Here is a 14,250-nt window from a genome sequence, read left to right on the forward strand (position 1 = left end):
TGCGATCAATGATCATGAGGGGTGAATCGTTTCAGGCTGGCGCTGGCTTGTGGGGGCTTGATCGCGCACGCCATCAATGACATCCCCACCCTACAAACGTAACCTTGCCCCCTTCGCTGACCAAAACAAGACAAACAATCAGGAGTCATTGATGCAACCGATCCGTCTCGGTCTGGTGGGCTACGGCAAGATTGCCCAGGATCAACACGCCCCCGCGATCAACGCCAATCCCGCGTTCCAGTTGGTGTCTGTCGCCACGCAAGGGCAGCCCTGCGCCGGGGTTGAGAACTTTCAGTCCTTGCGCGAGCTGCTGGAAAACGGCCCGCAGGTCGATGCGATTGCGTTCTGCACACCGCCGCAAGGACGATTCGCTCTGGTGCAACAAGCGCTGGCCGCTGGCAAACACGTGCTGGTAGAAAAACCGCCGTGCGCCACGCTGGGTGAAGCGATGGCACTGGTGAATCAGGTCGAGGAACAAGGCGTCAGCGGTTTGTTCGCCTGGCATTCACGCTACGCGCCCGGCATCCAGGCGGCCCGTGACTGGCTGGCCACTCGCACCCTGCAAAGTGTGCAGATCGACTGGAAGGAAGACGTGCGCAAGTGGCACCCCGGCCAGGCATGGATCTGGCAACCCGGAGGCCTGGGTGTCTTCGATCCCGGCATCAATGCCTTGTCGATTGCCACCCATCTGCTGGCACTGCCGCTGTTTGTCGAGTCGGCCGAACTGCGCGTCCCCGGCAACTGCCAGTCGCCGATTGCCGCTTCCATCAAGATGTCTGACGCGCGCCAACTCGATGTCCGCGCCGAGTTTGATTTCGACCACGGTCATGATGAACTCTGGAGCATCGAGATTCGCTGCACCGAAGGCATCCTGCGACTGGACAACGGCGGCGCACTGTTGAGTATCGACGGGGTGCGCCAGGCGGTATCGGAGGAGGGCGAGTACGCAGCGGTGTATCGGCATTTTCAACAGCTGATTGGCGATAAAGCCAGTGACCTGGACCTCCAGCCGCTGCGACTGGTTGCCGATAGCTTTTTTGTCGGCAGTCGGGCGTCGGTTGAGCCGTTTTACGATTAGGAAAAGGGGGAGAGATTTATTTAAATCCCGGTAAATAAGTCTGTCCCCTTGTATCAATGCCGATCAGTTAAGCTAAATGCGATCTGTAGCAGCTGGCGAAGCCTGCGTTCGGTTCGGGCCGCGTTCGGACGAAGCAGTCTAAATCCTGCACACGAGGTTTGCCTGAAAGAACCGGGGGATGAAGCAGGCGTCTGGCACGCCGTTGGTTTTGGTGGTCATGGCATGGCGCCCACGACGGTGGCGGGTGAGGTTCTGGCTGACGCTATCGCCAGGTCCATTCCGATTCCCGACGGTTTCCGCAAGTTCGGGTTGACCCGTACTTTTGGTCTGGCCGGCCTGGTCGCCGCGCAAATGACCTATACCGCATGCCAGGCGCGAGATGCTTTCGACGCTCTGCGCCTTAACAAGTAACGGCTACGTTAGTAATGCTATCGGCGACACGACCTGTTTCGACGACCAAGCAGGTCAATGCCTCTGTCTGCCGTCGTGCTTCCTGCCAGCTGTCGCAAGCAATGACAGCTCATTCCTGAAACGGCCCGTCGTCCGGGGCGCCGCCACCGACAGCCGGAACACCCTCCACGTTATTGCCGAGTTGATTCAGGGATGTTCAAAACCTGATTCAGTAGCGGCGAGGGGTGACGCGTGAACCAGCGGCTCGCCAGTTCATAGGCGTGGGCCAATTGCAGTACGGCAAAATCAGCCTGGTGCCGACCGATGATCTGCATGCCCATTGGAAGCCCGTTCTCGTTGAAACCCACTTGAACATTGGCCACCGGACAACCCGATAGCGAGCCCGGGATCACCACTTCCATCCAGCGGTGATAAGTGTCCATGGCGATACCTTCAATGGAGGCCGGCCAGGGGATATTTTTGTCGAACGGGAAGACCTGAGCGCTCGGCAGCAGCAGGTAGTCGAAGCGTTCGAATAACCGGGAAATGGCCCGGTACCAGTTACTGCGCACGACCGAAGCGGAAAAAACTTCGCTGGCGGACAGTTTCAGGCCGTTTTCGACTTCCCAGCAGGCTTCCGGTTTCAACAGCTGGCGCTTTTTCGGGTCGGCATAAATTGGCCCCAGAGAACCCGCCACCGTCCAGTGGCGCAAGGTTCGCCAACTGCTCCACAGTTGTTGCGGGGCGAATTCGGGTTGTACCGATTCGATGTGGCAACCCAGGCTTTCGAAATCGGCAAAGGCCTTTTCGCACAGCGAAAGAATGCCGTTTTCCATTGGCAGGTAGCCGTTGAAGTCGCCTAGCCAGCCAATACGAGTGCCTTTGAAGTCGCGTTCCAACGGTGCCGCGAAGGCACTGCCAGGTTCGGCGATGGACAGCGGCGCGCGGGCATCAGCGCCCGCCTGTACCGACAAGAGTAAGGCCGCATCGCGCACGCTACGGCCCATCGGCCCTTCGTAACCGAGCTGGTCGAAAAACAGATCGGCACCGTCGTCGAACGGCACACGGCCCTGGGATGGTCGGAACCCGAAGATGTTGTTGAAGGCTGCCGGATTACGCAGCGAGCCCATCATGTCGCTGCCATCGGCCACTGGTACCAAGTGCATGGCCAATGCGGCCGCCGCGCCGCCGCTACTGCCGCCTGCCGTCTTGCTCGGGTCGAAGGCACAGGCGGTAGCGCCGAACAACGGGTTGTAGCTTTGCGAGCCAAGACCGAATTCCGGGGTGTTGGTCTTGCCAATAATGATCGCGCCGGCGGCCTTGATCCGTTCCACCATGATGCCGTCGCGTTCCGGGACAAAATCCTTGAACAGCGGTGAACCCAGGGTGGTGCGAATGCCGCGGGTCAGGGACAAGTCCTTGATGGCGTGGGGCAAGCCATGCATCCAGCCAAGGTACTCGCCACGGGCCAGCTCGGCATCGCGCACGTCGGCCTGGGCCAGCAGGTCGTCCGGTGCTTGCAGGCTGATCAACGCATTGACACGAGGATTGAAACGCTCGATATGGTCAAGGTAAGCCTGCATCACTTCCCGGCAGGAAACCTGGCGCAGGCGGATACGTTCGGCGAGCTCGTGGGCCTGTAGCAGGACCAGTTCGCTGAGGGTGTTGGAAGTCATTGCACGCTGCCTTTCAGACGGCTGGAGAAACACCCCGTCGCCGTGACGGGGCGGTAAAAAATCAACGCATCAGGTTGGTCCACAAACGGTCGGCCAGGCGGATCGCACCTTCACCGCAGGTTTTGCTGAACACCACCTGCGTCCCTTGCGGAATGTGTAACTCCGGTGCGTCCTTCAGACCGGCGTCGAGGAACGGCTCCACCCCCTTGATCGGGCTCTGGTGCTTGAGAAAGTTCTGAGTCATCGCGGCGTTTTCAGGCTGGCTCAGAAACGCGATAAACGCCTTGGCGTTCGCCGGGTTCTTGCTGCCTGTCGGGATGACCATGTTATCGACCCAGGCCAGCACGCCTTCTTTCGGGTACAGGTATTTCAGGCTGGGTTTCATTTCCCGGGCGCGCATCGACGAGCCACCCCAGAACATCGACATGTCGACTTCACCGGAGGCAAGGTTTTCGCGGATCGAGCCGGCCTTGGAGCTGTAGGTCTTGACGAAGGGCTTCTGCGCCTTGAGCAGGGTTAGCACTTGCTGTATCTGCTTGGGGTCTTCACTGCAGAGCGGGATATTCAGGTACAGGCTGGCCATGTCGATGACGTCGCTGACCGAATCCAGCATGTTGATGCGTCCCTGCAATTCGGCCGGCGGCTCGTAAAGCACCTTGTAGCTGTCGGTCGGCCCCTTGTAGCGCCCGGCGTCGAGCACCACGCTGGTGGTGCCCCAGATGAAAGGTACGGAATAGGCGCCTTCCGGGTCCCAGGTGGGCTTTTTCAGGTTATCGACGATGTTCGCATAGTAGGGCTCATTGATCGGGTCGAAGCGTTCCAGCAAATGTTCCTTGATCAGGATCGGGACGAACTGGTGCGACGGAATCGCCACGTCATAGCCGGTACCTCCTTGCTTGAGTTTGGCCAGCAGCGTTTCGTTGGAATCGTAGGAGTCTACGGTGACTTCGATCCCGGTTTGCTTCTGGAACCTGGCGAGGATTTCCGGCGAAAAGTAACCGCTCCAGCTCACCACGTTGAGTTTTTCCGCGGCCTGAACGCTGCCGGCAAACGCCAGCGGCAAGGTCAGTAACAACGAGGTGCCGATGCTTGTAATCAACTTGCTCATGCTTTTTCCCCACAGTACGTAGAAAGGTTCAGGCGTTCTTTTTGCTCAACAGATAGGAGAGGCTGACGAACAGCACCGAGACGCCCAGGATCAGGGTCGAAACGGCGTTGACGTCGGGTGTCACGCCCATGCGTAACAGGCCGAAGATGAAAATCGGCAAGGTGGTGGTGCCCGCCTGGGAGACCATCATCGAGATCACGAAGTTATCCAGCGAAACGATGAAGGCCAGCATCAATCCCGAGATAATCCCGGGCATCAGCAGCGGCAACGTGACCTTGCGAAAGGTCCGCCAAGGGCCGGCGTAGAGGTCGGCCGAGGCTTGCTCCAGCGACAGGTCCATGTCATTGAGCCGGGCGCGAATCGGCAGGTAGGCAAAAGGGATACAGAACACGGTATGAGCGATGATCAAGTTGCCGTAGCCCAGTGACAGGCCAAGGGTGGAGAACAGGGCGAGCGTGGCGACACCGACCACGATTTCCGGCAGCACCAGAGGCAGCATGATCGCGCCCATCGACAGTTGAAGGCCTTTGAACCTGGCGCCTCGCGACGTACCGAGGGCGGCGAGGGTCGCGATGGCCGTGGCCACGACGCTTGCGCAGACGGCAATCAAAAGACTGTTGCCGGCCGCCTGGCGCAGTGCCTGATTGGCGAACGCTGCGCGATACCAGTCGAGGCTGAACCCGGTCCACACGGTCGCGGACTGGTTGGCGTTGAAGGAGAACACCACCAGCACCACGATCGGCGCATAGAGGTACAGATAGAACAGAAAACTGAAGCCGCCGAACCCGGGAAGTCCTGCACACTCAACCCGTTTCGTTTAAATAAACGCAGCATCATGCACCTCCCTTGGCGATGCGCTGGCGCTCGGCGCGCAAGGCATACACGGTCAGCACCAGCATCACCGCCGCCATCAGCACCAGCGAAAGGGCCGCACCGAATGGCCAGTTACGCGCATCACTGAACTGCCTGAAGATGAGGTTGCCGAGCATCATTCGAGTCCCTCCGCCCAACAATTCCGGGGCAATCATCGCTCCGAGGCAGGGCACGAACGTCAGGATGGCGCCGGCCAGAATCCCCGGTTTGGCGATCGGCAGTACCACTTTGAGCAAGGTGCGCAGGCGCCCGGCGTAGAGGTCCTGAGCGGCTTCCAGCAAGCGCGTGTCGATTTTTTCCAGGGTGGCGTAGATCGGCAGCACGACGAAGGGCGCGTAGGTATAAACCAGGCCCAACAGCACCGCGCCGTCGGTGTAGAGCATTTGCAGCGGCTGGTCGATGAGGCCGAGGCCCACCAGGCTGTTGTTGATCACCCCGGTATTGCGCAGGAGCAGAATCCAGGCATAGGTGCGGATCAACAGGTTGGCCCAGAACGGCACGGTGATCAGGAAAATCAGCAAACCGCGCCGATGCGCCGGTTGCATGGCCAGCCACACCGCCACCGGAAAACCGATCAGCAGCGTGATCAGGGTGGTCAGTCCGGCGATGCCGATAGAGCGCAAAGCGATCATCAGGTAGGCGTCGGTAAAGGCCAGGCTGTCATCCAGTTGCCGTTCGAATAGCAGCGATGTGTAGGCTTCACTGCTCAAGACCTTGTTCACCCCGCCGTAGGGGTTGGCCTCCATCAGCGAATAGCCGATGACGATCAGGATGGGCACGATCAGGAACAGGCTGATGGCGACCAGCGCGGGGCTGACGCCGAGGAAGCTCTGGAACGCCCGGCGGCGCTCCAGGGTATGGGCGATCGGTAAAGCGTGCATGGCAAATCCTCGTGCTCAATCGTGCAGGACGCTGGCGCTGCCGCGGTCGAACAACAGACCGGCTTGACTGCCCACGGCGAAGCGCAGGTTCGGGTCGACGCTGTTGGGGGTGCGCACGGTGAGGCGCGAACCGTCGCTCAGGCTGACTTGATATTGCAGGTCGGTGCCGAGGTAGATTTGTGCATCGATGCGGCACGGCAGCGCCTGCTCGGTGCTGGCAGGGACCAGATGCAGGCGTTCGGGACGCACCGACAACGTCACCGTGGCGCCGACCCGAACGTCGCTGCAAGGTTGCGCGGGCAGCGGGTGGCCGGCAGGCCCGGCGAACCACGCCAGGCCCGCTTCGACACGCGTGACGGTGCTTTCAATGAAGTTCGTTTCGCCGATGAAATCCGCCACAAAGCGATTACGCGGACGTTCGTAGATGTCTTCCGGGCGGCCGACTTGTTGCACTTCACCTTCCGACAACACGGCGATGCGGTCGGACATGGTCAGGGCTTCTTCCTGGTCGTGCGTGACAAAGATGAAGGTGATGCCGGTCTTGGCCTGGATGGTTTTCAGTTCCTCGCGCATGGCCTGGCGCAACTTGAGGTCCAATGCCGACAGCGGTTCGTCCAGCAGTAGCACCTTGGGATGCGGCGCCAGGGCGCGGGCCAGGGCGACACGCTGTTGCTGGCCGCCAGACAGTTGTGCCGGTTTGCGCGTGGCGAACCGTTCCATCTGTACCAGGGCGAGCATCTCGCGCACTCGGTCGGTGATTTGGCCTTTTTCAGGACTTTGCCCATCGGCTGTGATTCGAGGCCGAAGGCCAGGTTTTCAGCGATGGTCATGTGCGGGAACAGCGCGTAATGCTGGAACACGGTGTTGACCGGCCGTTCGAATGGCGGGCGGTCGGCGATGTTCTCGCCGTAGAGCAAAATCTCGCCCTCGGTCGGGAATTCGAACCCGGCGATCATCCGTAAAAGCGTGGTTTTACCGCAGCCGGACGGGCCGAGGAGGGTGAAGAATTCGTTGTCGTGAATGTCCAGGTCGATGCTTTTCAGCGCCACCGGGCCAGAGTGTGGATCACCGTAGACTTTGCGCACCGAGCGGATAGACACCGCCAGCGTTTGCAGCGAATGCAGGGCATTCATGCGTTACCTCCGATTCCCCCACCGCCTGCGGATGTGCTGTGGACAGCAATGCCGACGGGCCATGGATATTGTTTTTTTGGGCAGGATCGAAATGCGTTCGGTTTTTTTATTGTGCTGTCGGGTCGATTATCAGTGAGCGGTTGCGGGAGCGAAACTTCAGTTTTAACATAGCTGCTGTTAAATAATTTAATAGCCAGGGGCGTCGACAGCCATGCCGGATGACCGTTTGCCGCCACTCAACGCGGTGCGTGCCTTTGATGCCGCCGCCCGGTTGGGCAGCTACGTCGAAGCCTCGAAAGCCTTGCACGTGACCCAGCCCGCCATCGGTCGGCACGTGAAGTTGCTGGAGGAGTGGTTGGGCATCCAACTGTTCGAACGCACGTCTCGCGGGGTCACCCTGACGTCGGCGGGGGAGAAGTACCACCGCAAGATTTCAGCAGCGTTGCAGCTCATCATCGAAGCCGGCAAAGAGGCACGGCCCAAGGCTGCCGAACGCTGGCTGCGGATCATGGTGGTGCCGGGGTTCGCCAAGCGCTGGCTGATGCCGCGCATTGAAGCGATGCGTCACTTGCGGCCGGGCTTGAAGTTCGCCATCGAGCCCAACTCCACCTTCACCGAGGTGGATGGCAAGAACACCGACCTCGGGATTGTCTACGGCATGGACGGGGAGTACGCGCATTCCCGCGCAACCCTTATCTGTCCGCGAGTCTTTCCGATCTGCACCCCGGCTTACCTGGCCAGTATCGATCCCATCGAATGTCCTGCCGATCTGGTGAAACACAACCTGATCCATGTCGATGACGGCGAATGGTGGAACCTGTGGTTCACCGCTCACGGCCTGAATTTTCACCTGAATTCGGACCTGCTTTACGTCAACAACGATCACGCGCTGTCGGTGGCCGAGAGTGGGCAGGGCATTGCACTGGCCAACGAAGTGCTGGTGCGCGAAGAACTCGATGCCGGTCGTCTGGTGCTGGCGCTGGACGCGCAGGTGAAGCTCGAAAGCTATCGGGTGCTCACGCCGTCCGCCGAACTGTCGGCGGACGTGGCGTGGTTTATCCAATGGTTGCAGAGCGAGTTGGAAATAGAGTTTGGAGCCTGAACCGGCTCTAAAAATCAGCGGTTCGAGGCTCCAGCCAATCCATCATTCAAACCCGTTCCAGGGCCTGGGCCAAATCAGCGCGCAAATCCTCGACATCCTCAACCCCCACCGACAACCGCACCAACCCGTCGCCAATCCCCAACTGCGCACGGGTTTGTGCCGGAATGCTCGCGTGAGTCATGATCGCCGGATGCTCGATCAGGCTTTCCACGCCGCCCAGGCTTTCAGCCAAAGCGAAGATCTTCACGGTCTCAAGGAAGCGCTTGGCGCCGGCCAGGTCGGTGTTCAGGTCGACAGAAATCATCCCGCCAAAACCACGCATTTGCCGGCGTGCCAGTTCATGTTGCGGGTGAGAGGGCAGGCCAGGGTAGTAGACCCGTGACACTTGCGGCTGACGCTCCAGCCATTGCGCCAGTTCCAGTGCATTGCTGCAGTGGCGTTCCATGCGCAGGGCCAGGGTTTTCACGCCGCGCAGGGTGAGGAAGGCGTCGAACGGCCCGGCGATCGCACCGACCGAGTTTTGCAGGAAACCCAGGCGCTCGGCCAGTTCCGGGTTCTGCCCGACGATGACGATGCCGCCGATCACGTCGGAGTGGCCGTTCAGGTATTTGGTGGTCGAGTGCACGACGATGTCGAAACCCAGCTCCAGCGGACGCTGGATCCACGGGCTGGCGAAGGTGTTGTCGGCCACGCAGATGATGCCGCGGGCGCGGCAGACACGGGCGATAGCGCTGAGGTCGGTGAGGCTCAGCAACGGGTTGCTCGGCGTCTCGACCCAGACCATCCGCGTGTCGGCCTGCAACGAGGCTTCGAAGGCCGCCAGGTCGGTCAGGTCGACGAAGCTGAAGCGATGCCCGGCGCTGCGTTGGCGCACCTTGTCGAACAGGCGAAACGTACCGCCGTACAAGTCATTGCCGGAGACGATGTGCGAGCCGGCGTCGAGCAGTTCGAGCACCGTGGAAATCGCCGCCAGCCCGGAGGCGAAAGCGAACGCCTGGCTGCCGCCCTCAAGGTCGGCGACGCAACGCTCCAGGGCAAACCGCGTCGGGTTGTGCGAGCGCCCGTAGTCGAGGCCCTTGTGCACGCCGGGGCTCTGCTGCAAGTAGGTCGAGTTGGCGTAAATCGGCGGCATCAGCGCTCCGGTGGAAGGGTCCGGCACCTGCCCGGCGTGGATCACGCGGGTGGCAAAGGCCTGTGGTGCACCGGTTTCATCATGCTGACTCATGCAAGGGATCTCCGTAAGTGATTGAGCAGGTCGACGCGGGTAATCAGGCCGTGGAAGCCCGAGGCGTCGGCAATGATTGCGATCAGGCCCCGGCCGAGCTCGGCTTGCAGTTCAGCCAGACTCGCGCCCGGAAGCAGGGTTTGCAGCTTATCGGTCATGGCGCTGGCCACGGTCAGGCGAAAGTGCGAGGCGTCTTGCTGCATGCCGAGCAGAATGTCGGACTCATCGATCACACCGACCAGGCGCTTGCCGTCCACCAGCACCGGCAGTTGCGAGACATCCGCCAGACGCATGCGCTGGAAGGCCGTGAGCAGGGTGTCGTCCGGGCCGACGCTGATCACCCGGCCATCCTCGAAGCGTCGGGCGATCAGGTCGCGCAGGTCGCCGTAGCGTTTGTATTTCAGCAGGCCCTGATCGTTCATCCATTGGTCGTTGTAGACCTTGGACAGGTAACGGGTACCGGTGTCGCAGACGAAACTGACGACCCGCTTCGGCTCGGTTTGCTCGCGGCAGTAACGCAGCGCCGCCGCCAGCAAAGTGCCGGTCGAGGAACCGCCGAGAATGCCTTCGGCGCGCAACAGCTGGCGGGCGTGATCGAAGCTTTCTTCGTCGCTGATCGAGTAGGCGTGGCGCACACTGGAGAGGTCGGTAATCGACGGAATAAAGTCTTCGCCAATGCCTTCCACCGCCCAGGAACCAGGCTTGCCGAGGGTGCCGCTGCGGCTGTATTCAGCCATCACCGAACCCACCGGATCGGCCAGCACCATTTCCAGGTTCTGGTTGCACGCGCTTGAAGAAACGGGTGAGCCCGGTCAGCGTGCCGGCCGAGCCGACGCCGACGACGATGGCATCCAGGTCATGCTGGGTCTGGGCCCAGATCTCCGGCGCGGTGCTGCACTCATGGGCCAGTGGGTTGGCCGGGTTGTTGAACTGATCCGCGAAGAACGCGTCGGGAATTTCCTGTGCCAGTCGCGCCGCCACGTCCTGGTAATACTCGGGATGGCCCTTGCCGACGTCCGAGCGGGTGATATGCACTTCGGCGCCCATGGCCTTGAGGTGCAAGACCTTCTCGGTGGACATCTTGTCCGGCACCACCAACACCACCCGATAACCCTTGGCACGGCCGACCAGCGCCAGGCCCAGGCCGGTGTTGCCGGCGGTGGCCTCGACGATCGTGCCGCCGGGTCGCAAGCGCCCGTCGCGCTCGGCGGCGTCGATCATCGCCAGGCCGATCCGGTCCTTGATCGAACCGCCGGGGTTCTGCGATTCGAGCTTGAGAAACAGCGTGCACGGCCCGGTATCAAAGCGACTGACACGCACCAGCGGCGTATTGCCGATCAGTTCAAGCACGGCCGGGCGGGAATTGTTTGGCATGTTGTCACCTCCTGTGAATGTGCACTGGGTGGACAGCGACTGACGGTGAGTTTACGCACGACATTCGCCTACAAGATCTCGCTAAGACCATAGGCCTGGATGGCGTTAGCCGCAACCTTGTCGACAGGCCCTTCATGAGTGACACCAGCCCCGATCAAGCTATGCAGAATGCCGGTCGCCTGACGAAGGCCGGCGCTGCAATGCTACGGGTGGAATGCCTGCCGAGCCCGTTGGCCGAACAGATCAGTCAAGCCGTGCGCATGCCGGTCATTGGCATCGGCGCGGGAGCGGGGACCGGTGGTCAGGTGCTGGTGCTGCACGACATGCCGGGTTGTCCCTGGCCGGGCGCAGACCCAGGTTTGTGGGTAATTCATGTCGGGGCAGGGGAGTATCCAGTCGGCGCTGGAGGCGAATATGGCGGCGGTGAAGGGTGGGGGATTTCCGGCGCAGAGCATGGCTATTTCGGTTTGAGGCGGCTGGTGGAGGGGCCATCCTTTTAGCCCCTCCGGCTGAAGCATTTGGCTAGTTCCCGTCTGCGACCTCGCGTTCTATGGCGTCGGTTTTTTCTTGAGCTCCTCAATTTCCTGCTCTTTGGTCCTGATCGAAGAGGGCGTAAACACTTCATCTACCCCTGCGGTCGGACCCTCCTGATCCTCAAGGTCCCGTTCCACCACATTGACCGGTTTGCCCGAAGCATCGGTAGCCTGGCCGTTTGACGTTGAATCGGCGTTGTTGACATCATCGTTATTCATCGCACTTACCTCCATTGACCTAATCGTTGGATACAGCGGCAGGGCGCGAGTTCGAGATATTTTCCGGCGGTCTTGCCAGGGGGCGTTCTCAATTAGTTTTCCCGCCGTGTTGTTGCCTTAAAGCGGGCCAGGCAAGGCGCAGGCCGCTGGGAATGGTTGTTCCCTTTCCAAGGCCTGCAACGCAGGCTGGCCCGCTTTAAGGCACAACCCGAAGGGCCGGGCCTGCTGTTGTGCAGGGCTGCGTTGCTCGAAGCTTATTTGGAATGATCAAACCACGCTTCTCGCGCCTTGCCCTGCACAACAGCAGACCCGGCGCGGCGTGAAAACTAATTGAGAACGCCCCCTAGAGGTCGCTGTCGCTCGGAAAAACCAGCGCTCCATTCAACCATTCCTGATTCATCGTCTGCGCATCCCCCAGGTAATCAAGCAACCAGGCCATCGCCGGTGACAGCTTGTTCTGGTTCCACGCCACGCAGGATGGGCTGGCGGCGAAGGGCCGTTGCAGGTTCAGGGCCACCAGCTCGCCTTGCTCGATGAGCGGGCGCACCAAGTGCGCCGGCGCCATGCCCACGCACAAACCTTCGCGCAGACAATCCAGGGCCGAGGCCCAGTTCGGCACCACCAGCCGACGTTGATTGTTCAGCGACCAGGTGTCGCGTTTTGGTAAGTGGCGTGAGGTGTCGTTCATGCACAGCGCGGGGTAGGGGCGCAATTGATCGTCATCCAGCGCACCGCTCAATGCCGCCAACGGATGCCGGGCGCTGGCCACGCACAACCAGTCCAGCAGGCCCATGTCGCGAAAACTGTAATGACTGGCCACCGGCACCGCACTGGTGGCGCCGATCACGATGTCGGTGCGCTCATCGGCGAGGGCGTCCCACACGCCGTTGAACACCTCGTAGCCGAGCAGCAACTCGACGTCGGGAAACTGTTTATAAAAGTCCAACACCAGTTGCCGGCAACGCTCCTGTTTGACGATCGCATCGACCGCCACTCTCAACTGGCCGCTCCAGCCGTTGGCCGCTTGCTGGCACAGACGGCGGGTGTCGAGCATGGTTTTCATCACCCCGCGAGCCTGCTCGATAAAGAGCTTGCCGGCCGCTGTCAGCTCGACATCGCGATGCCGCCGCACAAACAACGGCACGGCCAGCCATTGTTCCAGTTGGCGCACGGTGTAGCTGACGGCCGAAGGTACGCGATGCAGTTCCTGGGCCGCCGCACTGAAACTGCCGTGCCGGGCCACGGCATCAACCACATCCAGGGAATATTCAGACCACATTCAACTGCCTTCAAAAATATTGATAAGAGCGTTCAATTATTAACGCTTCACATGAAAATCTCACCATTCATAATGGCACGCTGCTAACAAATTATTTGATTGAAGATTCAGTTAGGGCGTTGATGAAAAATTCTTTTGGTTTCACGGGTTACCTGGTTGGGCTGAGCGTACTCGGCTATCTGGGCATGGACATGTATTTACCGGCGTTCGGCGCCCTCGGCGGCGACCTGCACTTGTCGGCTGGCGCGGTCGGGGCGAGCCTGAGCATCTTCCTCGCCGGGTTTGCCGTCGGGCAACTGTTGTGGGGGCCGCTGTCGGACCGCATCGGCCGCAAACCGGTGTTGTTGATGGGCCTGAGCCTGTTTGCGCTGGGCTGCCTGGGCATGTTCTGGGTCGAGACCGACGTGCAACTGTGGGCACTGCGCTTTATCCAGGCCGTCGGCGTGTGTTCGGCGGCGGTCAGTTGGCAAGCGCTGGTGATCGACCGCTACCCGGCACAACAAGCCAATCGCCTGTTCGCCGCGATCATCCCGCTGATGTCCCTGTCACCCGCACTCGCGCCACTGCTGGGCGCGCTGCTGCTCAATCACTGGGGCTGGCAGGCAATCTTTGCCGTGCTGGTCGGCATCAGCGTCGCCTTGCTGGTACCCACCGCGCTGCTCAAAGCCACGCCGAAACGCCTGACCGCCAACGGCGAACGCCCCCGCATCAGTTTCGGACAACTGCTCAAATCCAGCGCATTCAGCGGCAACGTCTTGATCTACGCCGCCTGCTCAGCCAGCTTCTTCGCCTGGCTCACCGCTTCACCCTTCATCCTCGGCGGCATGGGCTACAGCCCCAGCGACATCGGCCTGAGCTACGCACTGCCAACGATAGGATTCCTGATCGGCGGCTTCAGTTGCCGCAGCCTGCTGCAACGGATCAGCGGCAAAACCATGCTGCCGTGGCTGATCCTCGCCTATTGCATCAGCATGGTCGCGCTGTACCTGGTGGCAACATTGACCACACCGACCCTGACCACACTGCTGATCCCGTTCTGCCTGCTGGGATTGGTCAACGGCGCGAGTTTCCCGATCATCGTCACCCATGCACTAATGCCATTCCCGGAAAACTCCGGCAAAGCGGCGGCGTTGCAGAACGCGCTGCAACTGGGGATGTGCTTTGGCGCCAGTTTGCTGGTGTCGTCGTGGGTTGAGCAGCCGTTGCAGATCGCGGTAGTTGTGATGCTGGGGACCGTGCCATTGGCAGTATTGGGATATTGGATTCAGCGGAGTAAGCAGGCCGAGGCTGAACGCTTTGGGCAAGCCAAAAGCTAAATCAGCTCATCTCGCATCCCCCCCGTAGGAGCTGCCGAAGGCTGCGATCTTTTGATCTTCAAC

10 protein-coding genes and 4 pseudogenes are annotated in these 14,250 nt (G+C 60.8%); 5 read left to right on the plus strand and 9 right to left on the minus strand.

Annotated elements, in window-relative coordinates; translation table 11 throughout:
• The first annotated feature begins 151 nt into the window (after positions 1 to 151).
• Both JFV26_RS30380 and JFV26_RS30385 read left to right on the plus strand, forming a co-directional pair.
• Positions 152 to 1,078 carry a Gfo/Idh/MocA family protein gene (locus JFV26_RS30380; RefSeq protein ID WP_201197297.1) on the plus strand — a complete coding sequence of 309 codons (927 nt, stop codon included), beginning with the start codon at positions 152 to 154 and terminating at the stop codon, positions 1,076 to 1,078.
• A gap of 222 nt (positions 1,079 to 1,300) precedes the next feature.
• Entirely contained in the window at positions 1,301 to 1,489 is a 189-nt protein-coding gene (locus JFV26_RS30385) for a hypothetical protein (RefSeq protein ID WP_242487957.1), read from the plus strand.
• 170 nt (positions 1,490 to 1,659) lie between these two features.
• On the opposite strand, the gene JFV26_RS30390 is transcribed toward JFV26_RS30385, so the two are convergent.
• The 5 genes and pseudogenes from JFV26_RS30390 to JFV26_RS30410 all read right to left on the minus strand — a co-directional run bounded on the left by JFV26_RS30390 (position 1,660) and on the right by JFV26_RS30410 (position 7,139).
• Positions 1,660 to 3,144: an amidase gene (locus JFV26_RS30390; RefSeq protein WP_201197298.1), complete on the minus strand. Its 1,485-nt coding sequence runs from the start codon at positions 3,142 to 3,144 to the stop codon at positions 1,660 to 1,662.
• Between the two features lie 61 nt (positions 3,145 to 3,205).
• A complete protein-coding gene (locus tag JFV26_RS30395) occupies positions 3,206 to 4,252 on the minus strand; it encodes an ABC transporter substrate-binding protein (protein ID WP_201197299.1) in 1,047 nt (348 codons plus the stop codon).
• A 28-nt stretch (positions 4,253 to 4,280) separates the two neighbouring features.
• Positions 4,281 to 5,089, minus strand: a pseudogene (locus tag JFV26_RS30400) (ABC transporter permease).
• Positions 5,086 to 6,006, minus strand: coding sequence for an ABC transporter permease (locus JFV26_RS30405; RefSeq protein WP_201197300.1), 921 nt, complete (start codon positions 6,004 to 6,006; stop codon positions 5,086 to 5,088). Before JFV26_RS30405 ends, JFV26_RS30400 begins: the two are co-directional and overlap by 4 nt.
• 15 nt (positions 6,007 to 6,021) lie before the next feature.
• Positions 6,022 to 7,139 (minus strand): annotated as a pseudogene (locus JFV26_RS30410) (ABC transporter ATP-binding protein).
• Between the two features lie 211 nt (positions 7,140 to 7,350).
• Here JFV26_RS30410 and JFV26_RS30415 point away from each other — a divergent pair.
• Positions 7,351 to 8,241 carry a LysR substrate-binding domain-containing protein gene (locus JFV26_RS30415; protein ID WP_201197301.1) on the plus strand — a complete coding sequence of 297 codons (891 nt, stop codon included), beginning with the start codon at positions 7,351 to 7,353 and terminating at the stop codon, positions 8,239 to 8,241.
• Between the two features lie 46 nt (positions 8,242 to 8,287).
• On the opposite strand, the gene JFV26_RS30420 is transcribed toward JFV26_RS30415, so the two are convergent.
• A complete protein-coding gene (locus JFV26_RS30420; protein WP_201197302.1) occupies positions 8,288 to 9,466 on the minus strand; it encodes a cystathionine gamma-synthase in 1,179 nt (392 codons plus the stop codon).
• Positions 9,463 to 10,840 (minus strand): annotated as a pseudogene (locus tag JFV26_RS30425) (pyridoxal-phosphate dependent enzyme). Before JFV26_RS30425 ends, JFV26_RS30420 begins: the two are co-directional and overlap by 4 nt.
• A 179-nt stretch (positions 10,841 to 11,019) precedes the next feature.
• On the opposite strand from JFV26_RS30425, the pseudogene JFV26_RS30430 reads away from it, so the two are divergent.
• Positions 11,020 to 11,311: pseudogene (locus JFV26_RS30430) on the plus strand (3-methyl-2-oxobutanoate hydroxymethyltransferase); the annotation flags it as partial.
• A gap of 77 nt (positions 11,312 to 11,388) precedes the next feature.
• Here the strand turns inward: JFV26_RS30430 and JFV26_RS30435 are convergent.
• Together JFV26_RS30435 and punR are read right to left on the minus strand one after the other, a co-directional pair.
• On the minus strand, positions 11,389 to 11,592 hold the full coding sequence (locus JFV26_RS30435) for a hypothetical protein (RefSeq protein ID WP_201197303.1): 204 nt from the start codon (positions 11,590 to 11,592) through the stop codon (positions 11,389 to 11,391).
• Positions 11,593 to 11,935: 343 nt separating this feature from the next.
• Positions 11,936 to 12,871 (minus strand): DNA-binding transcriptional activator PunR, encoded by a 936-nt coding sequence (punR, locus tag JFV26_RS30440; protein WP_201197304.1) that lies wholly within the window; start codon positions 12,869 to 12,871, stop codon positions 11,936 to 11,938.
• A 122-nt stretch (positions 12,872 to 12,993) separates the two neighbouring features.
• Between punR and punC the strand changes: the two genes are divergently transcribed.
• Positions 12,994 to 14,187 (plus strand): purine nucleoside transporter PunC, encoded by a 1,194-nt coding sequence (gene punC, locus JFV26_RS30445; RefSeq protein ID WP_201197305.1) that lies wholly within the window; start codon positions 12,994 to 12,996, stop codon positions 14,185 to 14,187.
• The last annotated feature ends 63 nt before the right edge of the window (positions 14,188 to 14,250 follow it).

It is taken from the genome of Pseudomonas sp. TH31, assembly GCF_016650815.1.
Classification (GTDB): domain Bacteria; phylum Pseudomonadota; class Gammaproteobacteria; order Pseudomonadales; family Pseudomonadaceae; genus Aquipseudomonas.